The 25,457-nt window shown below is 56.1% G+C and carries 18 protein-coding genes; 6 read left to right on the forward strand and 12 right to left on the reverse strand.

Annotation, left to right across the window (positions count from 1 at the left end):
* Nucleotides 1–207 precede the first annotated feature (207 nt).
* Nucleotides 208–1,863, forward strand: coding sequence for a pyridoxal-dependent aspartate 1-decarboxylase PanP (gene panP, locus A3GO_RS0106960; RefSeq protein ID WP_245621684.1), 1,656 nt, complete (start codon nucleotides 208–210; stop codon nucleotides 1,861–1,863).
* 167 nt (nucleotides 1,864–2,030) lie between these two features.
* Here the strand turns inward: panP and glk are convergent, their stop codons facing one another.
* The 6 genes from glk to glgC are packed head-to-tail and all read right to left on the reverse strand — an operon-like array spanning nucleotide 2,031 to nucleotide 11,723.
* Nucleotides 2,031–3,029, reverse strand: coding sequence for a glucokinase (gene glk / locus A3GO_RS0106965; RefSeq protein WP_029132791.1), 999 nt, complete (start codon nucleotides 3,027–3,029; stop codon nucleotides 2,031–2,033).
* 10 nt (nucleotides 3,030–3,039) lie between these two features.
* Nucleotides 3,040–4,701 (reverse strand): glucose-6-phosphate isomerase, encoded by a 1,662-nt coding sequence (pgi, locus tag A3GO_RS0106970; RefSeq protein ID WP_029132792.1) that lies wholly within the window; start codon nucleotides 4,699–4,701, stop codon nucleotides 3,040–3,042.
* A 25-nt stretch (nucleotides 4,702–4,726) separates the two neighbouring features.
* Entirely contained in the window at nucleotides 4,727–7,249 is a 2,523-nt protein-coding gene (locus tag A3GO_RS22910; protein WP_051301917.1) for a glycogen/starch/alpha-glucan phosphorylase, read from the reverse strand.
* 4 nt (nucleotides 7,250–7,253) lie between these two features.
* Nucleotides 7,254–8,756: a 4-alpha-glucanotransferase gene (gene malQ / locus A3GO_RS0106980; RefSeq protein ID WP_335340014.1), complete on the reverse strand. Its 1,503-nt coding sequence runs from the start codon at nucleotides 8,754–8,756 to the stop codon at nucleotides 7,254–7,256.
* Nucleotides 8,753–10,465, reverse strand: coding sequence for a glycoside hydrolase family 57 protein (locus A3GO_RS0106985; protein WP_029132794.1), 1,713 nt, complete (start codon nucleotides 10,463–10,465; stop codon nucleotides 8,753–8,755). Before A3GO_RS0106985 ends, malQ begins: the two co-directional genes overlap by 4 nt.
* Nucleotides 10,455–11,723 (reverse strand): glucose-1-phosphate adenylyltransferase, encoded by a 1,269-nt coding sequence (gene glgC / locus A3GO_RS0106990; RefSeq protein ID WP_029132795.1) that lies wholly within the window; start codon nucleotides 11,721–11,723, stop codon nucleotides 10,455–10,457. Before glgC ends, A3GO_RS0106985 begins: the two co-directional genes overlap by 11 nt.
* A gap of 358 nt (nucleotides 11,724–12,081) precedes the next feature.
* Here glgC and glgB point away from each other — a divergent pair, with 358 nt between their 5' ends.
* Entirely contained in the window at nucleotides 12,082–14,295 is a 2,214-nt protein-coding gene (glgB, locus tag A3GO_RS0106995; RefSeq protein ID WP_051301918.1) for a 1,4-alpha-glucan branching protein GlgB, read from the forward strand.
* On the forward strand, nucleotides 14,292–15,773 hold the full coding sequence (glgA, locus tag A3GO_RS22915; protein WP_051301919.1) for a glycogen synthase GlgA: 1,482 nt from the start codon (nucleotides 14,292–14,294) through the stop codon (nucleotides 15,771–15,773). The genes glgB and glgA overlap by 4 nt, the downstream gene beginning before the upstream one ends.
* 117 nt (nucleotides 15,774–15,890) lie before the next feature.
* Here glgA and A3GO_RS0107005 read toward each other — a convergent pair whose 3' ends face one another.
* The 5 genes from A3GO_RS0107005 to A3GO_RS0107025 form a co-directional block, all read right to left on the reverse strand.
* The gene (locus A3GO_RS0107005) at nucleotides 15,891–16,994 is read right to left on the reverse strand and encodes an alkene reductase (protein ID WP_335340015.1); all 1,104 of its coding nucleotides are present in this window, start codon (nucleotides 16,992–16,994) and stop codon (nucleotides 15,891–15,893) included.
* A 138-nt stretch (nucleotides 16,995–17,132) separates the two neighbouring features.
* Nucleotides 17,133–17,591 (reverse strand): c-type cytochrome, encoded by a 459-nt coding sequence (locus tag A3GO_RS0107010; RefSeq protein ID WP_029132798.1) that lies wholly within the window; start codon nucleotides 17,589–17,591, stop codon nucleotides 17,133–17,135.
* A 140-nt stretch (nucleotides 17,592–17,731) separates the two neighbouring features.
* The gene (locus A3GO_RS0107015; protein WP_029132799.1) at nucleotides 17,732–18,193 is read right to left on the reverse strand and encodes a tellurite resistance TerB family protein; all 462 of its coding nucleotides are present in this window, start codon (nucleotides 18,191–18,193) and stop codon (nucleotides 17,732–17,734) included.
* A complete protein-coding gene (locus tag A3GO_RS26690) occupies nucleotides 18,190–20,883 on the reverse strand; it encodes a CHASE2 domain-containing protein (protein WP_051301920.1) in 2,694 nt (897 codons plus the stop codon). Before A3GO_RS26690 ends, A3GO_RS0107015 begins: the two co-directional genes overlap by 4 nt.
* A gap of 45 nt (nucleotides 20,884–20,928) precedes the next feature.
* On the reverse strand, nucleotides 20,929–21,204 hold the full coding sequence (locus A3GO_RS0107025; RefSeq protein ID WP_029132800.1) for an HlyU family transcriptional regulator: 276 nt from the start codon (nucleotides 21,202–21,204) through the stop codon (nucleotides 20,929–20,931).
* 163 nt (nucleotides 21,205–21,367) lie between these two features.
* On the opposite strand from A3GO_RS0107025, the gene A3GO_RS0107030 reads away from it, so the two are divergent.
* The gene (locus A3GO_RS0107030; protein ID WP_029132801.1) at nucleotides 21,368–22,093 is read left to right on the forward strand and encodes a pirin family protein; all 726 of its coding nucleotides are present in this window, start codon (nucleotides 21,368–21,370) and stop codon (nucleotides 22,091–22,093) included.
* 4 nt (nucleotides 22,094–22,097) lie between these two features.
* On the forward strand, nucleotides 22,098–23,036 hold the full coding sequence (locus A3GO_RS0107035; protein ID WP_051301921.1) for a glutathione S-transferase family protein: 939 nt from the start codon (nucleotides 22,098–22,100) through the stop codon (nucleotides 23,034–23,036).
* A 47-nt stretch (nucleotides 23,037–23,083) separates the two neighbouring features.
* Here the strand turns inward: A3GO_RS0107035 and A3GO_RS22925 are convergent, their stop codons facing one another.
* Nucleotides 23,084–24,238 carry a methyl-accepting chemotaxis protein gene (locus A3GO_RS22925; RefSeq protein ID WP_051301922.1) on the reverse strand — a complete coding sequence of 385 codons (1,155 nt, stop codon included), beginning with the start codon at nucleotides 24,236–24,238 and terminating at the stop codon, nucleotides 23,084–23,086.
* Nucleotides 24,239–24,662: 424 nt separating this feature from the next.
* Between A3GO_RS22925 and A3GO_RS0107045 the strand changes: the two genes are divergently transcribed.
* Entirely contained in the window at nucleotides 24,663–25,445 is a 783-nt protein-coding gene (locus A3GO_RS0107045) for a sulfite exporter TauE/SafE family protein (protein WP_029132803.1), read from the forward strand.
* Nucleotides 25,446–25,457: the final 12 nt, after the last annotated feature.

Here is a 25,457-nt window from a genome sequence, read left to right on the forward strand (position 1 = left end):
TTAGACTGCTCTCCTGGTGATGCCGGATTCAGTGGATAAAAATGCCAAAACATTTCAAACGATACCAATCTGCTTTTAACCTTAGTATAACGATAGCGGACAGGTCTCATGTTACCTTAATGATGCGCAGCAGCAAAAAATACTCGACAGAGTCCGGGTCAGGCTCTACATTCAACCCCTGGCAATCAGCAGAGTGTTCCAAAAGCGATGATGAATCCAGGCAAAGCAAGTGACCAGAAACATGCGGTCGCCAATCTGAGTAATCTGTATCGGATTTTCACCATACCTGAATCACCCGACTCCACACTGGGCAAGATCGACCAGGAGATATCCCAGAACCTGACCGGATTTCTGCGCAACCGGATCGTGGCAACCGAACAGGATCTGGCGATCATCGAACAGGACTTCTCTTCTCCCCGGATTCCTGAACAGCCCACTTTCGTCTCTGACTATACCGATTTCCTGCTGGACACACTGGTAGCCCAGTCGGTGCATACCGCCGCTCCCGGGTTCGTCGGCCACATGACCTCCGCGCTGCCGAGCTTCATGCTGCCGCTGTCACGAATCATGACGGCGCTGAACCAGAATCTGGTCAAAATAGAGACCTCAAAGGCCTTTACACCGATGGAAAGGCAGGTGCTGGGCATGCTTCACGCCATGATCTACGGCAACGACGACGCCTATTACCAGCACTGGATGCACGATCGGGACTGCGCCTTGGGGGCCTTCTGCTCTGGCGGCACCCTGGCCAATATCACCGCGCTCTGGGTGGCGCGCAATAACCTGTTCCCTGCCACTGAAGGTTTTCGCGGGATCGCCCGTGAGGGCTTCTACCGGGCGCTCAAACACTACCAGTGCGAAGGGGTCGCGGTACTGATTTCGCAACGCGGACACTACTCCTTCGGCAAGGCGGCCGACCTCCTGGGGATCGGCCGGGATGCGATCGTCGCCATTCCGACTGACCGGGATAACCGCATCGATATCGGGCAGCTACTGGCGACCTGCGCACGCCTCAGGGAACAACGCATCAAAATACTCAGTCTGGTGGGCATCGCCGGTACCACCGAGACCGGCAATGTGGACCCGCTGGACCGGCTGGCGGATATCGCCGAACAGCAAGGGTGTCATTTCCATGTCGATGCCGCCTGGGGAGGGCCCACTCTGTTCTCTGAAACCCACAAGCCACTTCTTAAGGGGATTGAGCGGGCCGACTCGGTAACCATCGACGCCCACAAACAGCTCTATGTGCCGATGGGTGCGGGCATGGTGCTGTTCAAGAACCCCGCTTCTCTGGCCAGTATTGAACACCATGCCGAGTATATTCTGCGCAAGGGCTCCAAGGATCTCGGCAGCCACACCCTGGAGGGTTCACGCCCGGGCACAGCCATGCTGGTTCACTCGGCACTGAACATTATCGGCCGCAAGGGTTATGAACTGCTGATAGACAAGGGAATCGATATCGCCAGGGCATTTGCCGAAATGATCGCGGCCGACCCCAATTTTGAGCTGATCACCCGCCCGGAACTGAATCTGCTTACTTACCGCTATGTTCCGGCCGACGTGCAGGCGGCACTCTCCTATGCCTCCACGGAGCAGCGCGCCACAATCAACCGCCAACTCAACACCCTGACCAAACAGATCCAGAAAAGTCAGCGCGCGGCCGGTCAAAGCTTTGTCTCCCGTACCCGGCTCTCTCGGCCAAAATACGACAATGACATCATCACGGTATTTCGGGTGGTACTGGCCAATCCCCTGACCACCCTGGAGATCCTGCGCGAAATGCTGACCGAGCAAAAGCGGATCGCGATGGAGGACGAACAGGCAGCTGTTGTTAAAACGATCGAAGAGCTGATCTCCAACTAACACTCCGGCAACCCATTGGATGTTCCGGATGTAGTAGCCTTGGTCGGGTTAGCCCATCAGGGCGTAACCCGACAACATTTCCGGCACATCTGGCATGGATTAATTGTCGGATGACGCTGCCGCTAATTCGAGCTACACCTGAGCCGGGCAATCCGACCGTCATGTATTCACCGCACACACCGCCGGCGGGCATAGGCAACGGCGCCATCCAGGCCGGCCGTGCCGGACATGATCAGGGTCACCGACAGCTTCTGCAGATGGGTCCGCATGGGACCTTTGCGGGTCAATGCATGAAGAAATCGGTGGTCTTGCAGCAGAGGCGCTATCCCGGCCACCACACCACCGGCCAGATAGACGGCATTGAGCGGGAAATAGTGCAGGGCGATATCCCCCACCGCCGCCCCGAGGATTTCAACAAAACAGGCCAGGGCGCGGGTGCAGAGTTCATCATCAGCGGCCAGGGCTCGCCGACTGATCAGCGCTGCCGGATCATCGGCTTGCGCTATCTGAACCGCTACCCGGCTGGATTCGGTTACTCCCAGGACATCCCTGAAAAACCTGTAGAGTTTGTGAATGCCGTTACCGGAGAGCAGCATCTCGACGCTGACGCGGTCATGCCGTTGATGCAGCCAGGCCAGCAGTTGCTCCTGCTCAACCGTGGCCGGGGCAAACCCTGCATGCCCCGCCTCGCTGCTGAACGCGGTGTAATGCCCCTCGCTCCAGACCAGTTCAGCTGCCCCCAGTCCGGTACCGACACCCACCACCGCCGCCCTGCGCGGGGTTGCAGGTTGATCGAGCCCCGCCTGCAACAGCACAATCCGGTCCGGCTGAAGTCCCTGCACGGCCCAGGCCACGGCAACCAGATCATTGATCAGAAACATGTTTCTGGTGCCCAACTGTGCCGCGAGCCTGTCGGCGGAAATCTCCCAGGGCAGATTGGTGATTACGGCCTCGCCTGCAAACACCGGCCCGGCCACCGCGAGACAGACGGCGTCAAACGATTTATCGATAGCATAGTGGGACAGAAATGACTCGATCACGGGCATCAGTCCCGGGTAGCCTGCGCAGGCATAACTGCCGCTATGCCTGACCGGACAATCCGAGTTGTCGTCCACATAGATCAGACGTGCGTGGGTGCCACCGATATCACCGGCCAGAATTCGCATAGCAACCCCGCTACGTCTGCTGCCTGTTTACCGGCCGCTGGCGTTTGTAATAGTTGATCAGGCCATTGGTGGAACAGTCATGACCGGAAACCGTCCGTCCATCATCCAGCTCCTGCCGAATGGTTGATGCCAGCTGTTTGCCCAGTTCCACCCCCCACTGATCGAAGGAGTTGATATTCCAGATAACACCCTGGACAAATATCTTGTGCTCATACAGGGCGATGAGCGAACCCAGGGTTTTGGGATCCAGCGTATTGAACAACAGGGTGCTGGTTGGCCGATTGCCGGGAAATACCCGATACGGCAACAGCCGCTCGATCTCCGCAGACTCCATCCCAGTCGCCAGCATCTCCTGACGCGCCTCCTCGGCGGTCTTGCCGCGCATCAGCGCCTCGGCCTGGGCGAACACATTGGACATCAACGCCCGGTGATGACGCTGGATGCAGCGAACGGTGTAGATCGGCGCCAGGATATCCGCAGGAACCAGCTTGGTGCCCTGATGCAACAACTGGAAAAACGCATGTTGCGCGGCAATACCAATCTCGCCGAACAGCACTGGGCCGGTGGAGTAATCCACCGCCCTGCCGCTGCGGTCCACGCACTTGCCATTGCTCTCCATGTCCGCCTGTTGCAGATAGCCGGGAAAACAGTGCAGGTGCTGATCATAGGGCAGGATCGCCATGGTCTGGGCGTTAAAAAAGTTGTTATACCAGATCCCGAGCATGGCCATGATAACCGGGATATTCCGTTCCAACGGTGTTTGTCTGAAGTGCACATCCACATCATGCGCCCCTTCCAGCAACTGATCGAACTGCCTGGATCCGATGGCTACCACGATCGCCAGACCGATGGCGGACCAGAGTGAATAACGCCCGCCGACCCAATCCCAGATCTTGAATATATTATCCTCGGCGATGCCAAACTCCCGGGCCAGACGCGCGTTGGAGGTGACGGCCGCAAAGTGGCGCTGGATCTGTTCGGCGGAGCCGACCTTGTGTATGTACCATTGCCGTGCCGTTTCGGCATTGACCATGGTGTCCTGGGTGGTGAAGGTCTTGGACGAGATAATGAAAAATGTCGTCTCGGGGTTGAGAAACTCCAGCGTATCGTTGATGTGATTTTCATCCACGTTAGATACAAAGTGCACATCCAGGTCATGCAGCGTAAAAGGCCTGAGTGCCTCGGTAACCATCAACGGTCCAAGATGCGAGCCACCGATACCGATATTGACCACATCGGTTATCGGCTGATTAGTCACGCCGCGCCACTCCCGGGTCCGTATCGCTTCCCCCAGCCGGTTGACCCGCAGCCGCTCGTGACTGATTTCACTGACCACATTGACTCCGTCCAGGATGATCTCATCCCCCGCCCTGGCTCTCAGGGCAGTGTGCAGAACTGCACGGCGCTCGGTGTTGTTAATGAGATCACCATTAAATAACCGCTCAATCCAGCGCGGCAGTTGCGCCTGCTCCGCCAGTTGCACCAGCAGCCCGAGGGTTTCAGACGTTATATGGTTCTTGGAATAGTCATAGAGAATATCGTTGATCCGCAGGGAGAACCGGTCAAACCGCTGCTGATCCTCGTTAAACATATCGCGCATGTGTTGGTGACGAATCTCGGCATAGTGATGTTTGAGCGCCGACCACACGGCCAGCTCGGTTAAATCTGACATATGCACCTCTTCCCTTTCGGCCCAGTTACGTCTCCTTTATTGCTGTTCTTGAGCGAGACTGTTCATCCCGGGGCCTGGCCTGGAGTTTCCAGATCCCCTCATTGTATTCACTGATAGTTCTGTCTGTTGAGAAATGGCCGCTACAGGCGGTATTGGCGATACTCATTTTCAGCCAGCAACTTCGATCCTGGTAGGCCAGCGACACCCGCTTCTGGGCATCTATGTAACTTCTGAAGTCGGCCAGGGTCAGCCATGGATCGCCGGGGCTCTGCAGAGAGTCGATCAGCTCTTCAAAGATAGCGGACTCGAAGGTGCTGAAGTGGCCGCAACGTAGCAGATGCATCACCCGCCGCAGATCCTCATCCTGCTCGATCAGCAGGCCGGGATTGTATTGGGCATGCTCCCTGTCAACCTCCTCGGCACGCAGACCAAACAGGAAAAAGTTGTCTTCTCCCACCGCATCCATGATCTCGATATTGGCGCCGTCATAAGTGCCGATGGTAACGGCGCCATTCATCATGAATTTCATATTGCCGGTACCCGAAGCCTCCTTGCCGGCGGTTGATATCTGTTCCGAGAGATCCGTACCGGGACAGATCACCTCCATTTTTGAAACACCGTAATTGGGTATAAAGGCCAGTTTGAGCAGACCATTCACCTGCGGGTCGTTGTTCACCACCTCTGCCACATTATTCACCAGCTTGATAATGTTCTTGGCCATCCGGTAACCGGGCGCCGCCTTACCGCCGATAAGGACGCAGCGATTGGTCCAATGTTCGATATCACCCCGCTTTATCCGGTCATACAGGTGAATCACGTGCAGCATATTCAGCAGCTGGCGCTTGTATTCGTGTATCCGTTTAACCTGCACATCAAACAGCGCGTCCGTGTCGAACTCAACCTGACAATAGTGCATCACCATATCCGCCAGCCGCTGCTTGTTCGCCTGCTTCACCGCATGCCAGCGCTGCCTGAATCCTTCATCATCGGCATAGGCACCAAGAGCGGCGATCTTCCCATAATCCTGTACCCAGTCATGACCGATCTTCTCTGTGATCAGGGCACTCATGCCGGGATTGGCATAAGCCACCCAGCGCCGTGGCGTCACCCCGTTGGTTTTATTGTTGAACCGCTCCGGCCACAGCTCATAAAAGTCCCTGAACAGTCCACAGCTCAACAACCGGGAATGCAGGGCGGCCACACCATTTACTGAAAAACTGCCGACAATAGCCAGGTAGGCCATGCGAATCTGTCTGACCTCGCCCTCTTCAATAATGGACATCCGGCGTTGCCGCTGCGTATCTCCAGGCCATTTCATCGCGACCATCCTGAGAAACCGGGCATTGATCTCATAGATGATCTGCAACAGCCGCGGCAGCAGATATTCAAACAGGGCCACGGGCCACTTCTCCAGCGCCTCGGGGAGCAGGGTATGATTGGTATAGGCCATGCAATGGCTGGTGATCTCCCACGCATCATCCCAGGCCAGGCCCTTTTCATCCATCAGCAACCGCATCAGTTCGGCGACCGCAATCGTTGGATGGGTGTCATTGAGGTGGAATACATTCCGTGACTTGAAACTTGCGTAATCGCGGCCCTGGTTGTTCTCCCACATTCTCAGGACATCCTGCAGGCTTGCCGAGGCGAGGAAATATTGTTGTTTCAGGCGCAGCTCCCTGCCGTTTTCACTCACATCATTCGGATACAGCACCATGGTGATATGCTCGGCATCGTTCTTGGCCTCCACCGCTTCCGAGTAACTGCCCGCATTGAACTCCTCGAGATTGAAGTCGCTGGTCGCACTGGCGGACCACAGGCGCAAGGTATTGATGGTGTGGTTTCTGTAACCGGAGATCGGCACATCATAGGGTATCGCCAGCACATTGGCGGTATCCACCCAGACGCTGCGGCTTTTCCCCTGGCTGTCGGTGACAGTCTCGACCCGCCCCCCGAAACGGATCAGGTTTTTAAACTCGGGGCGTTCCAGCTCCCAGGGGTTGCCGTCACGTAGCCAGTGATCCGGTTCCTCTACCTGGAAACCGTTCTCGATTTCCTGCCTGAACATGCCGTACTGGTAGCGTATGCCATAACCGATTACCGGTAATTGCAGGCAGGCGCAACTGTCCATGAAACAGGCGGCCAGTCGGCCGAGCCCCCCATTGCCCAGCCCGGCATCCACCTCTTCAGACATGATCCCTTCAAGGTCCAGGGCAAACCGGTTCATCGCCTCTTCGGTTTCACGGTCAAGCCCAAGATTGAGTATATGATTGCCCAGCGAACGACCGATCAGAAACTCCAGTGACAGATAATAGGCCCGGCGTACGCCCTGCTCATCATAACGCCGCCAGGTATCCCGCCAGTCGGTCATTATTCTGTCCCGGATGGTGAGGGCCAGCGCCTCGTATTGATAGAGCGGCATGCAGCCGATAAACCGCCCGAGATGCTGCGTCAGATAGCGCTGAAAATCACTGGCAATGGCATCACTGTCGGAGGCCGGAGTCTCGATATCAAACAGCTCATCGTTACACTCCTTGTTCAAGTTGGACATGCTTTCACCTCTGGTACAAGGCTATTAAACGGGTAATTTGTTCAGTTCGCTCGGGATTTACCTGGTGCCAGGAAAAGCGCCAGGCCCAGTTGCCGCAGACAGTTCCCGGTGTATTCATGCGCGCACTGGAATCGAGCAACAGAATATCCTGCATGGGCAACACGCAGAGAAACGACACCGATGACAATGCCATGCGCAGCATGGCCAGCATCTGCTCTTCCGCCGAATCACTGCGACAGCCGCTATAGGCTAAAAAGAAATCCTTATTGTATTTTTCTTCATCCTTGATCCAGCCGAGGGTTGTGTCATTGTCGTGCGTACCCGTATACACCACGTCACAATGTCTGTGCCGATGCGGCAGATGAGGATTGGCGCTATTCCCGTCGAAGGCAAACTGCAGCACCTTCATTCCCGGCAGGCCGAAACGCTCCTTAAGTGCGTGGACCCGATCAGTGATGACGCCAAGATCTTCAGCAATCAGGGGCAGGGACGGATAGCAGTCGTGCAGTGCCTTCAACAGGGTCTCACCGGGGACATCACGCCAGTGTCCGTTGATGGCCGTTTCGTCCTCTGCCGGTATTTCCCAGCAGGCATCGAGCCCGCGAAAATGGTCCACGCGAATCAGGTCGAATAACTGCAGCAGGGTCGCCAGCCGATCTTTCCACCACTTGAACCCGTCACGCTGCATGTACTCCCAGTCATAGAGTGGGTTGCCCCACTTCTGTCCCGTAGGAGAAAACGCATCGGGTGGCACGCCGGACACATAAGTCATACTACCGTCTTCATTTACCTGGAAGTTTTCACGATTGGCCCAGACATCTGCACTGTCATGGGAAACGAAAATTGGCATGTCACCAAAAATACGCACGTTGTACCGGGCGGCGTATTCACGAATCTCGCGCCACTGGGTGAAAAACACAAACTGCTCAAAAACCGCTTGATCGATCTCTTGCGACAGTTCACTTGCCGCCTGCAACAGCGCCGACTTGTTGCGCTGGCGTAACCCCGGCGGCCACAGATACCAGGGTTTCATTCCGTATCTTTTTTTTAGCCCGACAAACAGGCAAAAGTCGTCGAGCCAGGACTTGCTACTCAGTCTGAACTCTTGCAAACGGCCCTTCCACTCACTATCCGGCGGCACCTGATTGAAATGGTCATGCGCCTGCTCTAGACAGATGGACCGGTACCGGCCGTTCACTTGAGGTTGACGGATAGCTTCGAGATCCAGCCAGCCTCTATCAACCAGCCAGTCAAGGCTGATCAGTGCCGGATTCCCCGCATGCGCCGAGAAACACTGGTAGGGAGAGAGATCCTCATGCGGCGGACAGAGCGGCAACATTTGCCAGACCTTGATGCCACAGGCGTGCAGAAATTCGACAAAGCGATAGGCCTCATGCCCGATATCACCGCCGGAGAGTGGGCCCGGCAGGGAGGTCGGATGCAACAGAATGCCTGCACAACGTGATTTGTCCATGGATTGCCGCTCACTGCTGATTTGATCAATCACTCCTGCCTGCCTGGTCGCATCGCGCCTCCCATGGCCGGCGCCCCGGTACCCACGGAGAAGACCCGGGTGAGATAGTCCGGTGATTCCACTTCAAGCAATTGATAAAGGTTGCTAAGGTGCAAGCGGAAGAGCTCATCAAACATCGCCACGGACTCTGCCGAATTGTACTCACCCAGCCACCAGAACCAGTCGGAACTTTCACAGGTAGCCAACTGCAACGTGGCATTGCGGTAACTCTCGTCATCCAGAGTCCCACTACTCACTACCTTGTCATAGGTATTTTTTGCTTCAACGAGCATATCCCATGCCCGGTTTTTCCCTTTCTCACCAATCCAGGTGGAAAAATTCCCATAGACCCAGCTACCGGCCACAATCTGCTCCAGCCTCGGCCTGTCGCTCGTCGCCCGCTGGAGATAATCACTATAGGTGGTGAGTCTGATGCCTTCGTGACTGCTCAGTTTTTCATACAGCCCGGATAAAAAATAATAGCCGTTCTCCGGGTAGTGTTCCCAGGCATTCTCGCCATCCATGATGATGGAGACCACCGGTTCGCTCTCATCGGCGCAAGTCTGCGCAATGGTTTCCAGATGATGCACCAGGTTGGCCACGGCATCATCCGCATGCCAATTGGAATACTTGAAGCCGATCAGATCGGAAAGACCATCATCGCGAAAAAAACAGGCGATCTCTCTGTTCCTGTAATTATAGGCATCGTGTATGCAGGGAGGTTGTTCCAGGTGTGATCTGTTCAGGGAGTTTCTCAACACCGTCTCCCCGCTGGCCAGCCACTTAAGCCCCATCCCGGCAATCAACTCCACGCACTCGCCACTGATCCCCCCTTCGGATGGCCAGCAACCGGCCGGCAGGAATCCGAAATGTTTTTCAAACACCGCCAGTCCCTGCTCCATGTGCCAGCGACAGCGCGCTTCACCCCCGGGATAAACCGGTGATAACGGAAGCTGCGTATCCGGCAGGGACTCCTCGGCACACTTGAAATCCATCAGCAGGGGCAGCATCGGGTGGGCATAGGGCGTCAAGGACAATTCGATTCGTCCCGACTCGGCAAGGCGCCGGTATCGGCCAATCACGCCATCGATCAATTCATGGATCAGTTCGATTATCAGATGGCGGTCATGTATGGTGTAGTTGCAGCACCTGTTCATTAACGATTTAACACGGGCATCACTCCTGCGCACGGTCTCTCCCAGCCAGGCCAGGTGATACCAGACCAGCAGATCGACAAAATACTGATCGGAGTAATAGGCAAGTTTTTCCGGAGCCTTCATGGCATTCTGCGCCATATCCGCGAGGATATTGAACTGCGGGTAACGCTCGATCAATCGAAGTTTATTGGCCCTTAGACAGGACTTGATCAATTTAAGCCGTCTATGGATATCCAGGTACAGAACCGGATCTATCAGAGCCGCCAGCAGCGGATCGCGAAGCGCCTTTCCGTGATGCAGATAGTTATCCAGCTGGCTTGTATAATCTTCTATCTGCTCCAGCAGTATCGGCGCGAAATTGACAACCGCCCTGGCCTGCTGGTTGTTTTCCAGATGCGCCACCATATCCACATAATCCTTGATAGTGTGCAGATAGGTCCAGGGCTGCTGGTACTCGCCATTTCGCTGATCACGATAGTCCGGCTGGTGCATATGCCAGTAAAGAACAACGTTGATCACCTTGTGCCGGGAATTTTTATCGGACATGGTGAAGCGACTGCCCGAGCATTTCCGGGGTGACCAGGACAACACCATTCGGTGTCACATAATATTTTTCGCGGTCCTCCTCGGGGTTCTCTCCTATCACCATGTCATTGGCAATATCACACCCCTTGTCGATTACCGCACGACTGATGCGACACCGTTTCCCGATGGTGACCTCCGGCAGTACCACAGATGATTCCACCCGTGAGTAATCATTGACACTGACATGGGAGAACAATAGTGAGCGCCTGACCATTGCACCGGAGATGATACAGCCACCGGAAACCATCGAATCAATAGCCATGCCCCGGCGCTTTTCATCATCAAAAATGAACTTGGCTGGCGGCAGTTGTTCCTGCAGGGTCCATATCGGCCACTCATCGTCATACAGGTTCAACTCCGGAGTGACTGCAGTCAATTCCAGGTTCGCTTCCCAGAACGCATCAACCGTTCCCACATCGCGCCAGTAGGCCTGTACACGATTGTCGGAATCGGTAAATGGATAGGCACAGACCCGGTATCTATCGATGATTCGGGGAAGCACATCCTTGCCAAAATCATGACTGGACTTTGGATCATCGGCATCACGGATCAACTGCTCGTACAAAAACTTCGTATTGAAAATATAGATTCCCATCGAACATAAGGCGTACCGGTTATTGCCGGGCATGGACTCAGGTGTCTCCGGTTTTTCCACGAACTTGTTGATGCGCATCTCCTCATCAACGCTCATGACGCCGAAGGCCGATGCCTTTTCCAGGGGGACTTCAATACAACCCACGGTTACATCGGCGTTATAATCAACATGTCTCGCCAACATGGTGCCGTAATCCATTTTATAGATATGATCGCCGGCGAGGATCAGCACATGATCAGGCGAGTGGGTGCGGATAATATCCAGATTTTGGTAAACCGAGTCCGCCGTACCGGAGTACCAGGATGCCTCAATACGTTGTTGCGCCGGCAGCAGCTCCACGAACTCCCGCAGCTCTCCACGAAAATGCCCCCATCCCCGTTGTATGTGCAAATTCAAAGAGTGAGATTTATATTGCGTCAGCACCCCGATACGGCGAATACCCGAGTTGACGCAATTTGACAGGGAGAAATCTATAATTCGAAACTTTCCGCCAAACGGCACCGCCGGTTTGGCGCGCCATTTTGTCAACTGCTTCAAGCGTACTCCCCGCCCACCTGCCAATATCAGGGCCAGCGCGTTGCGGGTCAGATAACTGATAAAGCGGGGTGAGTTTTTATACTTCATCGACGTACTTTCCCTGTGTTATCCATCACTTCATGATCTGTAATAATTTTCTACCATCGGCAGCGCGCCCACGCCTCGCGAGACTTCGCTCCCGAAGCAGGGGCTATCCAGGTCAAATTGATCACAGCCACTGAACTCTCAGCCAGCGGATTCACGAAAAAACTCCTGGCGTTCCGGTACACATCCGCTACACGCCTAGTAAAGCGTAGTTAGAAAATATGAATTATCCAGTCTATTTTGGCTACCATGTTGTTCTACCGACAAAGCATCGACTTATACAGTAAAATTGTTCCACATAGATATTATTTATACTTTCGGGATTAACCGTGAATAACGCCCGCTACAGGAAGGCTGCGTAATGACCGCTCTCACCAATGAATTGGACCGTCAGACATTGAGCTATCTCTCTACCGTCAGACAGGATCTTGACCGGATTGCCAATGCGGCACATTACAACCCCTGTGCCGTACTGGGCAGGCAACAATGCCAGAGTGACGGCCCCTTGTTGTGCTACTCACCAGACACGCTTGAACTCTCCCTGGAACAGCCGGATCAATCACTCGCGCGCATTGGGGATAGTGACTTTTTTGTCTATACCGGAGATCCCCAGGCAATCCCCCGGTATTACCGATTGCGGCGACTGGATACACATCAGCGGGTGAGCCTATTCCATGACCCTTACAGCTTTCCCCTGCAGATTTCAGACGAAGACCTGCAGCTTTTTTCCGCGGGCAGACACTTTCATATCTACAACATCCTCGGCGCACAGTTTAAGTGCATTGATGGCATAGACGGCATACGGTTCGCCACCTGGGCGCCCAATGCCGAACGGGTCAGTGTTATCGGCGACTTCAACAACTGGGATGGACGCCGTCATCCCATGTGCTCGCGCGGGATTAGCGGCGTCTGGGAACTGTTCATCCCCGATCTGCCAAGCGGCAGTCTGTATAAATACGAAATCCGTAACCGTGATTCTGGAGCCATCCTGACCAAAACCGATCCCTACTCGCAACAGATGGAACTGCGTCCGCGCACAGCTTCAGTGGCCAAACAGGCACTGCCTTTCCCCTGGCAGGACAACGGATGGATGGCGGCAAGAGCCGGCCAGGCGTGGCTGCATGAGCCGCTCTCCATCTATGAATGCCATCTCGGTTCATGGCAACGCGACCGGGATAACCACTTTCTCAACTACCGGGAGCTGGCTCATCAACTGGTGGTCTATCTCAAGGAGACCGGCTTTACCCATATCCAGCTGCTACCGATCACCGAGCACCCGCTGGATGCCTCCTGGGGTTATCAGACAACAGGATATTTCGCACCGACCAGCCGCTTCGGCGATGCCGCGGATTTCCGCTACTTTGTCGATTACTGCCATACCCATGAGATCGGCGTCCTGCTGGACTGGGTTCCGGCACACTTTCCCAAGGATGAGCATGGCCTCGCCCGCTTTGACGGCTCCGCGCTCTATGAACACGAGGATCCACGGCGGGGAGAACACCGGGACTGGGGAACCCTGATCTACAATTACGGCCGCAACGAAGTGAAAAACTTCCTGCTCGCCAGCGCGCTTTACTGGCTTGAGGAGTACCACATAGACGGTCTGCGGGTAGATGCCGTCGCCTCCATGCTCTATCTCGACTATTCACGCGAGGCAGGCGACTGGATACCGAACCAGTATGGCGGTAATGAGAACCTGGAAGCCATCGCCTTTCTACGGGAACTGAACAGTGTGGTTCACGACTGCTATCCGGGCGCCCTCATGATCGCGGAGGAATCGACCTCTTGGCCACAAGTCACCCGCCCGGTCCACCTCGGCGGGTTGGGTTTCAGTATGAAATGGAACATGGGCTGGATGCACGACACCCTGAACTATATGCAGCAGGACCCGGTGTACCGCCGCTATAACCATGACCAGCTGACCTTTGGACTGCTGTACATTTTCAATGAAAACTTTATCCTGCCGTTTTCCCATGACGAGGTGGTGCACGAGAAAAGCTCCCTGCTCAACAAAATGCCGGGGGATGAGTGGCAGCGGTTCGCCAATCTGCGCCTGCTCTATACCTATCAATTTACCTATCCCGGCAAAAAACTGCTGTTCATGGGCAGTGAATTCGGCCAGGGCGATGAATGGAACAGCGACCAGGCGCTGGACTGGTATGTGGTGCAATATCCCCTGCACCAGGGAGTCAGGCGACTGGTTACCGATCTGAACCGGCTCTACACCACACAACCGGCGTTATACCGGTACGATTTCGATTACGCGGGATTCGAATGGATCGACTGCCACGATTCGGATCAGTCGGTCCTCTCCTATCTGCGCACAGCGGACGGTGAGCATCTGCTGGTGGTGCTGAATTATACTCCGGTCATCAGGAAGGGTTACCGGATCGGCACGCCCACGAGCGGCAGCTACCGGGTGATTCTCAATTCTGATTCGGTCTATTATGCCGGCAGTAATGCCGGGAGCGGTGAAGTACTGATGACCGACGATACACCCTGGATGGGCCGACCGGCTTCCTTGTGCCTTGACCTGCCGCCCCTAGCCGGACTGATACTCGCAAAAATAACATGAATAACGTTCTGTACCTGACCAGCGAACTGTTTCCACTGATAAAAACCGGGGGCCTCGCCGATGTCGCCGGCAGCCTGCCGCCTGCCCTGACGAAATTGGGTCAGGAGATGCGGATACTTCTGCCTGCTTATCCGGAGGTCATGCGCTGGATAAAACAGCCGACCCTGCTGGCCAGCGGCAGCTACTACAACCAGGAGGTGAGACTGTTCGAAACCCACTTGCCGGAAAGCGGCGTCATTACCTGGCTGGTACACTGTCCGGCGGCATTCGATCGCCCCGGTGGCCCCTATATCGACGGCAATGGCGAGCCCTGGCATGACAATGCCTTGCGCTTCGCCATCTTCTGCCTGGTGGCTGTCGATATTGCACTGAACAGACTGAACCTCAACTGGCAACCCGACATCGTGCATGGCAACGACTGGCAATCCGGCCTGGTGCCGGCGCTGCTGCAACTGCACCAAAGCCGGCCGGCCACCCTGTTCACCATACACAATCTCGCCTACCAGGGGCTGTTTGATTATCAAACCTTTCTGGATCTGAATCTGCCGGCCAGGCTCTGGCACCCCGACGGGCTTGAGTTCTATGGCCAGCTCTCATTCATCAAGGGTGGACTGGCCTTTGCCGATCGTATCAATACCGTCAGCCCGACCTATGCACGTGAAATCCTGCAACCCGAATTCGGCTACGGACTGGAGGGACTGCTGCGGCATCGCCGGGACAGGCTTTCCGGCATACTCAATGGAATCGACAGCAAGGTATGGAATCCGCAGAACGATAAATATCTCCAGGCTCCCTACGGCATACAAAATCTGCAGCAAAAAAGCATCAACAAGACCCGCCTGCAGCAACAGTTGGGACTCCCGGTGGATGCCGGGGTTCCGCTGATCGGCATGATCAGCCGGCTGGTCGAGCAAAAAGGTCTTGAGATCATCCTGCAGGGCATGGCCGATCTACTGGCGATGCCCGCCCAGCTGATCATTGTCGGAACCGGAGACATTCATTACGAGTTGCAGCTCACGGAGTGGGCAAGCCGACACCCCGAACAATTGAAAGTGATCATCGGCTATAACGAACCGCTGTCACACCGGCTGGAGGCTGCCAGCGACCTGTTCCTGATGCCATCATCATTTGAACCTTGTGGACTGAACCAGATCTACAGCCTGCGCTACGGCACCCTGCCGGTGGTAAGGAATGTCGGCGGCCTGGCGGATACCGTGGTGGACGCCAATACCCGGACCATAAAAAACGGAACGGCCAACGGCTTTGTCATCCCAACACAGACATCCGCCGATCTGCTGGCCACTCTTCAGCGCGCGCTTGAACTATACCTGCAAACCGATACATGGCAGCAGTTGCAGATCACCGCGATGGGCAGCGACTACTCCTGGAACGCCAGCGCCGAGCATTACCGCGCCCTTTACCACCAGGCAATGGCCGACCGGGACAACACGGCTCGCCAGTCAGGCCGATTTTTGTGACGACGACACCGTCCTCGCAGTGCCTGGATTACATTCATCCGTCGTTGTTGAATTGCGCGACGCTAATACGATAACAGAATCGTCGAGTTAGCCCGCAAGCGTAACTCCACCCCCGACTCAATCACCCGGCTGCATGGCCAACGCAGGGTAGTCCGTATACCCGGCGGCACCACCACCATAAAGGGTCTGCTTGTCCAGGCGCTGCAACGGTGCATTGAGCTTAAGTCGCCGCACCAGATCAGGATTGGCGATGAATGACCGACCAAAGGCCACCAGCGCGTTGGGGTCTTTAGCGGTCAACGCGTGCGCCAGCTCAGAGGTATATCCATTATTGGCGATATAGGTACCACTGAAGCGCGCTCGCAGCCGTTGAAAATCAAACTCGGGATCATGGTCCCGGGATGACATGGTGGCACCTTCGATTACATGAACATAGACTGGCGCAAGCTGCTCCAGTTGATCAAACACCGATTCAAACAGGGCCCAATTATCCGCATTGCTTACCCCATTGGCCGGACTGACCGGGGATAGCCTCACCCCTACCCGTCCAACACCTGCCTCTTCAATCACCGCCGCCATCACCTCCCTGAGAAAACGGCTGCGATTCTCGATCGAACCGCCATACCGGTCATTCCGATGGTTCGACCCGTCGCGCAGGAACTGGTCGATCAGGTAGCCGTTGGCGGCATGGATCTCCACCCCGTCGAAACCGGCCTCCAGGGCATTGCGGGTTGCCTGCCGATAGGCCTGCACGATCCCGGAAATTTCATCCAGAGCCAGCGCCCGGGGTTGGCTGGCGGTGACAAACGCCCCATCGACAAAGGTCAGGGCGTCCGCCTGGATGGCCGAGGGACCGACCGGCTGGCCGCCATCGGGTTGCAGGCTGCTATGAGACACCCGTCCCACATGCCAGAGCTGCAGGAAGATATGGCCACCGACGGCGTGCACCGCATCGGTCACCAGACGCCAGCCGTCGGTCTGTTCCTGGCTGTAGATACCCGGGGTATCCTGATAGCCCTGCCCCTGCTGGGAAATCTGCGAAGCCTCGGCGATAATCAACCCCGCCGATGCGCGCTGGGCATAATATTCGGCCATCAGTGGAGTCGGCACAAAACCGGCACCCGCCCGGCTGCGGGTCAGGGGGGCCATTACGACTCGATTATCTAGCTGGAGATTACCCAGACTGTACGGGTCAAAGAGTGGTGCTGGTTGACTGATCACGCCGGTAAGCGCTCCTGTGCCTTGAATAAATAGCCGGGGATCATACCAATAACGGGCAGGAGGTCCAGCCAGGAAAAATCCCGGGGACGCACCGGGCCGGCACAGGCCGGCCCGGCACACGATCACCGAGTAATGCGACTATTTCTTGCTGCGGTATTTTTTATGGCAACTACCACAGGTTTCACCGGTTTTTCCAAACTGCGCTTTTATTGCCGCTTCGTCACCCGTCGCCGCCACCTGCTGCAACTTGACCGCCTCATCTTGCATGTTCTGGTATTTGCTCAAAAAATCATCCCAGTTATCCCAGATTTCCGGCTTGGCTTCACTCTCACCCACTGATCCTTTCGGAAAGCCTTCAGAGACATCCAGACGGGAGGCATTGGCCAGACCCTCGGCGCGGCTTTTAAAAAATGCGGCATCAAACGGGATCTTGCCTTTTACCATCGCCCCCATCGGGTCCATGTACCATTTATAAGTGGTCATGACCGACTCCCTGAAATCAATCGCCCCCTGGATACCCTCCTCGGCCAGAGCGGCCGACGAGGCAGTACCGAGCAGTGAAATCATCATCACAGATTGAAGCAGACCCTTTTTCATTATTTTCCCTCTCCTGATAACCACACCAAAAAAATGGTGAATAAAGTACAGCCGATCAAGCCGGCAGCCCATTAATAGTATTCCAATAAAATGGCTTATGCAGCATGGAGCCCCGTGATTCCTGAGTCAAGAACAGGAGATCATGTCGAGCGATTATCGGCCCGGTGCTTTGCCGTGATGAAGACCGAGTGAGGTACATAGAGCAGTTCTGACAGCCGGCGTATGACATGCTCCTCGTAGCGGTGCAGTGACTGGTCGGCAAAGGCGATCTGCCACAGTGTCTCGATCAGTTGGTTCTTCTGTTCGGCGGTATAGTGCTGATTGATCAGACGGGTAAACTCGTAATAGTCAGTGGAGTCGGCGTGCTCCGACTCGGCCATGGACAGCAACGCCTCGGCTTGCTCCTGGCCCAGACCGAAATAGCGCTGTACCGCCTGCAACAGCGCTTCCTTCTCCTCTGGCTGCTGCTGGAAATCTGACTCTGCCACTTCAAACAGCAACACGGTAACCGCCAGCCGGAGAGCGTGTTCCGGATCCCTTGCCATGGTGTCAGAATCGGGAGACAGGTGGGCCTCGAAGAACTGCTTTATCTTTTCAATCATTCCAATCCGACTCCTTTTTCGTTCTCCACCGGTGGTTCATTGGTAAAAGGCAGCGTAAGGCAGAACCGGGTACCGCTGCCGACTTCACTTTCGACACTGATCCGCCCACGATGTTTCGCTGCCACCACTTTAACAAAGGCAAGCCCAAGTCCGGTGCCTTTTTGCTCCTTGCCATTCCCTTTCCTGACCTGCTGAAAGGGAGCAAATATCCGCATCTGATCCGCCTCGGCGATGCCCGGTCCCTGATCCTTGACTCGACAGTGGATTTCATCCGCTGCGGCGTCCATCTGCAATTCAACAACTGCGCCGGCCGGACTGTGGCGTATGGCGTTCTCCAGCAGATTGATCAGCGCACGCTCCAGTAGCGCACCGTCCGCTTTAATCCAGGCCTGCTCCAGACGCATATCACGCACCAGACGGATTGTTTTCTTCTGCGCCTCGGCGAAAACGGCATCGACTGCGTTGTGCCCAACCGATACCAGATCAATCTCCTGAAAATCATCATAATCCGCATTTTCCGCCTTGGCCAAACGTAGAAAATCATCCGCCAGTTTCAGTGCCTTGTGAGCATACCCTTCGATACGTTCGACCATCTCGGCCTGGCCCACCTGTCCGACATCCGCGCGTTGTATCTCCAGCATGGAGATCATCGAAGTCAGCGGTGAACGCAGATCGTGGGAGAGAAAATTCAGCGTCTGTGTCCGTCTACGCTCACTCTCTTTTAATCGGGTGATATCGGAAAGGTTGACAATCGCCCCATTAAAATGCCCTCCGGCAACGGTCAGCGGCGAGATCTGTATCAGCAGTTCACTGCCCTGAAGAATCCGCCCCTCCAATGACATGGTTTCGCCTTTTACTAATACCTGTCGTAGTGCACCCGCCAGTCCCTCACTGCTCTTGATCTCCATCCGCTCGGCCAGAGTCAGCATCTCCATCATCGACAGGTCAGATTCATTCGGCAAGCCAAGCAGACGCACCGCCTGGGTATTGTTCATCACCACTTCGCCACCCAGATTGATCACCAGCATGCCGTCCACCATCTGGCGCAGGATATCGGACAACAGTCTGCGCACCGCCCTCAGGTCGGCAATAGCCGATTGCACCCGCCGCACCTGCCGCTCCACCAATTCAATATTGCCCCTGCGCTCAGGCAGATAGGTGATGGCAAACTGTTGGGTGTAATCGCTCAGCAGTTGCAGCAACATATCATCCACCCTGCGCTCTCCATTCATCTCGATTCCAAGTTTCCAGTGGCCGTCGCCCCGTGGTATGCGAATCCAAACCCGCTGCTGCTGGATCAGCGGCTCCAGTGGAATTGACAGCACAGGCGCGGTGGGCGGAGCTCGCCAACTATTGCGCTCAAGAACAGCGTCGTCGGCATCCAGCAATATCCAGCCATCGAGTGACAGGAGCATTTGCAGGAACCGGAGTCCGCGGGAGATCTGCATCGGAGATTGATGAAATCCGATGCCGCGCGGCTCCGCGCGCAACCGGGTTAACTCCTGCTCAAAATAGTGCACCGTCCGCACCATGCGCCGCCAGCTCCAGAGTGGAAAACCGAGCAGCAGACCGATTAAAACCGCCGTCGGAGGAAACCAGAGATGCAACATGTGCAGCAGCAGACCGCTCATACCCAACGTCAATAACGCCAAAACGGTTACAACTGGCAGCACCACGTTGGGCTTTAACAGCGGAAAAGATAGAAACACCAGCATCAGGATGATCCCACTCAGTTGTAGCTGCCGGTTCGGAGCCAGCGACTCAATGGTGATGCCACGTCTCAGGGCGTCAATCAGATTGGCGTTGATCTCTACTCCCGACATCGGCCGGCTGTAACCGGACACCGGCGTCGGCAGCAGATCCCCCAGCCCCGGCGCGGTGGCACCGACCAGCACAAATTTGTTCTCAAACGCCTCCGCGCTGAACCGACCCGTTAGCACATCCTGGTAGGAGATCCTGGGGAAATGACCGGGCGAACCGGCAAAGGGCAGTAAAATGTGGTTATCCCGAACAATGGTCTGCGCGTCGGCCGGCACATCCGACGGATTACGGCCACCCGGTAACGGATCAACCGCGGCAGGCTCCAGTTCCTGCAGAAGCGCCACGCCAATGCTCGGCCAACGCGCGCTGCCCAGACCCTCGCGGAGAAACACGCGTCGGGCAATCCCGTCCGGATCCAGGTCGATATCCACATGCCCCAGGCCCTTGACATGCGCCCGCAGGGCCGGCATCGGTAGCGTCTCGCTCAGCTCCCCATACTGCTGTTGTTCGATAATGACCGGCAAAAACACCCGACCACTTTCGGCCACGGCCTGTGCCAGCCGTGCATCCCCCTGCGAGTCCCGCACATCCGGCTCGACAAACAGAATATCCAGGAAGATGGCACGCGCACCCGCCTGAGTTAACCGGTCGATCAGATCGGCATGCAGGCTGCGCTGCCAGGGCCAGCGCCCGTAGGTCGCCAGGCTGGCACTGTCAATGGCGACAATGACCAAGTCACCGGGCGCCGGGCGTGACCAGGCGTCGAGCTGTACATCATAGAGCAATTGATCCAGCCGCCACAGCCACTGGGAATGCACGGTGAACAGTAACCCGCCTGTCAGCAATAACGACAGCAGCAGCCATTCGGGTGAAAGCCGCAGCGGTCCCCGGCCGACCCGCCGAATGGTTGAAGCCGCGCTATTCAGCATCCTCACCGGTCCATCGACGGCAACCTTTCAATCCACAGGAGCGGCTCATCTGAACAGGTCACTCCCCTGCTGGTCGATCAGCACACGCGCCTTGCGCAGGGTCTCCTCCACACACAGGTCATGGTTTGGCAGCAGATCGGCGCGGATAAAATGGTGCGTTTGCCCATCACGGGTAATCCAGCCCTGCACCCGGAACTGGCCGTTATCGGCCATTGGCTCCGGCTGAATATCGAATCCCTTATAGGCTACCGCGGCCACCGGCTGCGTCGTCTTTTCGCCAGCGTCGGCAAACAGTGCCTTCATATAATCGGTGAATCCCATGCGCTTCCCTCCAATCCTGTGGGGCATTTATCCCATATCGTCCCGCTGACATAAAGCCCGGCAGGCCATCAACCGCTTTGCGTCAGGGGCATTATCCTTGCCATGCATTGGTTGTCTGAAGCCCAGCAACTACACTCTAATTCATCAACATGAGGTCTGGATAATGAAACAGATCAGAGCAGCAAGTGACCGTGGCTATCAGCATCACGACTGGCTGGAGACGCATTACAGCTTCTCCTTTGCCGATTATTATGATCCGGCCCACATGGGGATCTCCATCCTGCGCGTGATCAATGACGACCGGATCGCTCCGGCAGGCGGATTTCCCACCCACCCGCATCAGGATATGGAGATTGTCACCTATGTACTCGATGGGGTACTGGAACATAAGGACAGCATGGGCAACGGCTCACTCATCCGGCCGGGAGACATTCAGCGCATGAGCGCCGGCACCGGGGTGCGGCACAGCGAATTCAACCACTCGGACCAGCAGCCGGTACATCTGCTGCAGATCTGGCTGCTGCCCAACCGTAAGGGTGTGACACCCGGCTATGCCCAGAAACACTTCCCCCCCTCGGAGCGCCGCAACCTTCTCCAGTTGCTGGTCTCGCCAGACGGCAGCGCCGGCTCCATCAGCGCCCACCAGGACGGCCTGATCTACGGCACCCTGCTGGAACCGGGCAAATCGGTGTGCCACGAACTGGCGGCGGAACGCATCGTCTATGTCCATATCGCCAGGGGCAAGGCGGTAATCAACAACGAAACCCTGGGTGATGGCGACGCCATCACCTTGTCTGAAGAGCCGCAGGTGAAGTTGACCGGTGTTGAGGAGTCGGAGATCCTGCTGTTTGATCTGCCCCAGGGGCCTGGCGGTCGTCAGCATAGGTGAAGTGATGAAAAACAGTGAAACAGGTGAATTTGTACGCTGGGAATCCCAATTCAGAAACTGGGTGACCCCCACGGGCGCGGCAGGCCCGCGTGGAGAAGGCGGCTTTACGGCCGAGCCGGAGCGCTACCATCTCTATGTCTCACTGGCCTGCCCGTGGGCCCACCGCACCCTGATTTTTCGCAAACTGAAACGCCTGGAAGATGTTATCTCGGTGTCTGTGGTGCATCCGGTCATGCCCGAAGAGAGCTGGCTGTTCGGCAGCTATCCCGGGGCCACGGTGGATCATGTGCATGGCTACCGAAAACTGGCCCAGCTTTATGAGCAGGTCAAACCAGGCTATGACGGCGTGGTCACCGTGCCGGTACTGTATGACAAGCAGCGCCACCAGATCGTAAACAACGAGTCATCGGAGATTATACGTATGTTCAACAGCGCCTTTGATGCCTGGGGCGATGGAGAGCTGGATCTCTATCCCGAGCCAATGCGCAACCGGATCGACGAACTCAATGAATTTGTCTACGATCGGGTGAACAACGGCGTCTACAAGGCCGGGTTTGCCAAAACCCAGCCAGCCTATGAAAAAGCCTTCGACCAGTTGTTTGACGCACTGGATCAGCTTGAAGCGCGGCTGGAGCAGAACCCCTGGCTAATAGGCGATAGGCCCAGCGAGGCCGACTGGCGGCTGTTCCCCACCCTGGTGCGTTTTGATGCGGTCTACTACGGACACTTCAAGTGCAACCGGCAACGCATCGTCGACTACCCCAATCTCTGGGCCTGGCTGCGTGCGCTCTACCGGATACCGGGGATCGCAGAGACGGTAAGCATGGATCACATCAAGACTCACTACTACGCCAGTCATCCCTCCATCAACCCGAACGGCATAATCCCCAAGGGACCGCAGATCGACTTCCAGTCACCGGGGGGTATGGGGCGTTATGACTGACAGGGACCGGCGTCGCGGCAGGCAACGCCGGGTCCCGGGATACCCGATCAGAGCTTGAACTCCGCCAGTTTCAGCTGCATGGTCTCTTCCTTTGACTCCTGTTCCTGGATACGGCTACTGATTTCCGATATGGCATCCAGATTGGCCTGTGAAATCTGATTCACCTGGGCCACGCAATCCACGATATGCGCATTCTTCTCTTGCGACAGCGAAGACATCTTGACCGTGTGTTCCATCTGAGCGGAGGCATTGGCGGCGTCTGTGGTGGCGGCGTTAATGACTTCGATAGTCTCCTCCATGGTATGCATCACACCCTCCAGGAGGGTGGTCTGACTCTCCATCTTTTTGGTCGATGTACTGACCGACTGGGTGATATCGGCGATAATCCGGTGAATCTCCTCCAGGCTCTGCTGGGTGCGCACCGCCAGGCCCCGCACCTCGTCCGCCACCACGGCAAACCCCCGGCCCTGTTCACCGGCACGAGCCGCCTCGATAGCCGCGTTCAGCGCCAGAAGATTGGTCTGCTCGGCTATCCCGTTGACCACCGTCAGCACCCCTTTGACCTGATCGGTGTTGTTGGATAGCTGGGCGATCTCCGTGGCCATTTCACGATTGCTGACCGAATAGCGGCGCAACTTCTCACCAAAATCGCTGATTCCCTGCTGGGATTTGTTGAGATGTTCACTGACATTGCGGATCAGGGTCTGGCTCTGTTCCGCATCCACAACAAGGCTGTCGGTGATCTGGTCCAGTTCCGCCAGTTCCTGGTGAGCCTCCTGTATCAACTTGGCAATACCGTTGATGCGCTGATTGATCTCGCCGGTCATCTGGTTGATGTCATGCACCGCGTTCTTATTCGAGCTGGCAAACTGTTTCGTCTCCAGCAGCGCCGAACGGATGTTGTGCCTGAAGCTGTCAATGACGGACAGCACCTGTCCCAGTTCAGTATTGAAGTTGGCGTTGACCTTGCACTCCTGGGATAGATCCCTTCTGGCAAAGTTTTCCATGTAGTGGGACATCTGTTTCAGGGCGTCCACACCCCAGCGTTTTTCATCCAGGTCATGTACCAGGACAACCGCAGCCACCACCAGCTGGATCACCATGGACCAGAAATTTTCGGTAAGGACCAGGGCATTGGCCACCAGAATAATAATACCGACCCAGTGTATGCTGCGCATGCGCAAGAAGAGTGATTTGATCATATGTAGGTTTCGCTATAGAGGTAGTCCATTATCGGGATAACAACCTGAAAAAGCTGACGTGGAAGTCACGTGGCGGCCGACTGATACCACGCATAATGGCACTGTTTCAGCACAGCTTGTTATAACTCCCCTTATCGGATACCTGCTGGAGGACTTTAATAAAACCGGTAGAGACCTACGGTAATTTGCGGATTTAATTGACAGGGATCAGCAAAATGCCGACGTGTGCGACCTCGCAACCCCGGTTTCTTCCCCGGATAGTTGACATTGATCGCACGGAACAGGCGTGCACAAAACAGCCGAGCTAAGGCGTATCATAGGTCCCGCAAGCGACTATACGATCTGACATCATCGACCGCATCCACTGATCAACCGGGAAAATAATGCGATATTCACCCTGCTCGCCCCGCGGATTATCCGGGCAATGAGTGAACTGGAAACCTATCAATACCTGCTGATCGCGCTGATCTTTGTCTGGAGTGGCTTCGTGCGCTCGGGACTGGGCTTTGGCGGGGCGGCCCTGTCACTGCCGTTTCTGCTGCTGATTGAAAACCAGCCATTGATCTTCCTGCCCATCATCGCCATTCACCTGCTGGTGTTCTCCTCCTCCACCGTGCTGGTGAACGCGCGGCGGTCAAGCTTGGCGAAGGCGAGCGGCGGGGCCTTCAGGCAGGGTATCGACTGGGCCTATCTGCGGTATGCACTGGCGGTGATGATCATACCCAAGCTGCTCGGGGTATTCGGCCTGATCACCCTGCCACCGGCGGTGATGAGCGGCATCATCTTCTCCATCGTGGCCGTATATGCCATCGGCTATATCCTGAACCGCCCCTTCAAGAGCAACAGCAAGGCGGTGGATGCCCTGTTCCTGATGCTGGGTGGCTACATCAGCGGCTCCTCACTGATCGGCGCGCCCTTGATCATCGCCGTATTCGCCAATCATGTGGATAAACACCAGTTGCGCGATACCCTGTTTGTCCTCTGGTTCATCCTGGTGACCATCAAGATGGCTGCCTTTATTGCCGTCGGCATCGACCTGCAGCTAATCCACCAGCTCTGGTTGCTGCCCTGCGCCACGGTCGGCCATCTGCTGGGATTGCGGCTGCACCGGCGGATGCTCGACCGGGAATCGCCGCTGTTCTTCCGCCTGCTCGGCTCTGCCCTGCTGTTGATCAGTACTATCGGACTGCTGAAAGGGTTGGTATGAGCCCGCCAGGGG

Source organism: Sedimenticola selenatireducens DSM 17993 (genome assembly GCF_000428045.1).
Classification (GTDB): Bacteria; Pseudomonadota; Gammaproteobacteria; order Chromatiales; family Chromatiaceae; genus Sedimenticola; species Sedimenticola selenatireducens.

What these genes read in the sequence shown, in the direction of transcription:
- A3GO_RS0106985 (WP_029132794.1), bottom strand. Translation starts at nt 10,465, where the DNA reads ATGTCCGATAAAAATTCCCGGCACAAGGTGATCAACGTTGTTCTTTAC.
- A3GO_RS0107010 (WP_029132798.1), bottom strand. Translation starts at nt 17,591, where the DNA reads ATGAAAAAGGGTCTGCTTCAATCTGTGATGATGATTTCACTGCTCGGT.
- A3GO_RS0107015 (WP_029132799.1), bottom strand. Translation starts at nt 18,193, where the DNA reads ATGATTGAAAAGATAAAGCAGTTCTTCGAGGCCCACCTGTCTCCCGAT.
- panP (WP_245621684.1), top strand. Translation starts at nt 208, where the DNA reads ATGATGAATCCAGGCAAAGCAAGTGACCAGAAACATGCGGTCGCCAAT.
- glk (WP_029132791.1), bottom strand. Translation starts at nt 3,029, where the DNA reads ATGCGAATTCTGGCCGGTGATATCGGTGGCACCCACGCACGTCTGATC.
- A3GO_RS22925 (WP_051301922.1), bottom strand. Translation starts at nt 24,238, where the DNA reads ATGATCAAATCACTCTTCTTGCGCATGCGCAGCATACACTGGGTCGGT.
- A3GO_RS0107045 (WP_029132803.1), top strand. Translation starts at nt 24,663, where the DNA reads ATGAGTGAACTGGAAACCTATCAATACCTGCTGATCGCGCTGATCTTT.
- glgA (WP_051301919.1), top strand. Translation starts at nt 14,292, where the DNA reads ATGAATAACGTTCTGTACCTGACCAGCGAACTGTTTCCACTGATAAAA.
- glgC (WP_029132795.1), bottom strand. Translation starts at nt 11,723, where the DNA reads ATGAAGTATAAAAACTCACCCCGCTTTATCAGTTATCTGACCCGCAAC.
- A3GO_RS0107030 (WP_029132801.1), top strand. Translation starts at nt 21,368, where the DNA reads ATGAAACAGATCAGAGCAGCAAGTGACCGTGGCTATCAGCATCACGAC.
- glgB (WP_051301918.1), top strand. Translation starts at nt 12,082, where the DNA reads ATGACCGCTCTCACCAATGAATTGGACCGTCAGACATTGAGCTATCTC.
- A3GO_RS26690 (WP_051301920.1), bottom strand. Translation starts at nt 20,883, where the DNA reads ATGCTGAATAGCGCGGCTTCAACCATTCGGCGGGTCGGCCGGGGACCG.
- A3GO_RS22910 (WP_051301917.1), bottom strand. Translation starts at nt 7,249, where the DNA reads ATGTCCAACTTGAACAAGGAGTGTAACGATGAGCTGTTTGATATCGAG.
- pgi (WP_029132792.1), bottom strand. Translation starts at nt 4,701, where the DNA reads ATGTCAGATTTAACCGAGCTGGCCGTGTGGTCGGCGCTCAAACATCAC.
- A3GO_RS0107035 (WP_051301921.1), top strand. Translation starts at nt 22,098, where the DNA reads ATGAAAAACAGTGAAACAGGTGAATTTGTACGCTGGGAATCCCAATTC.
- A3GO_RS0107025 (WP_029132800.1), bottom strand. Translation starts at nt 21,204, where the DNA reads ATGGGATTCACCGATTATATGAAGGCACTGTTTGCCGACGCTGGCGAA.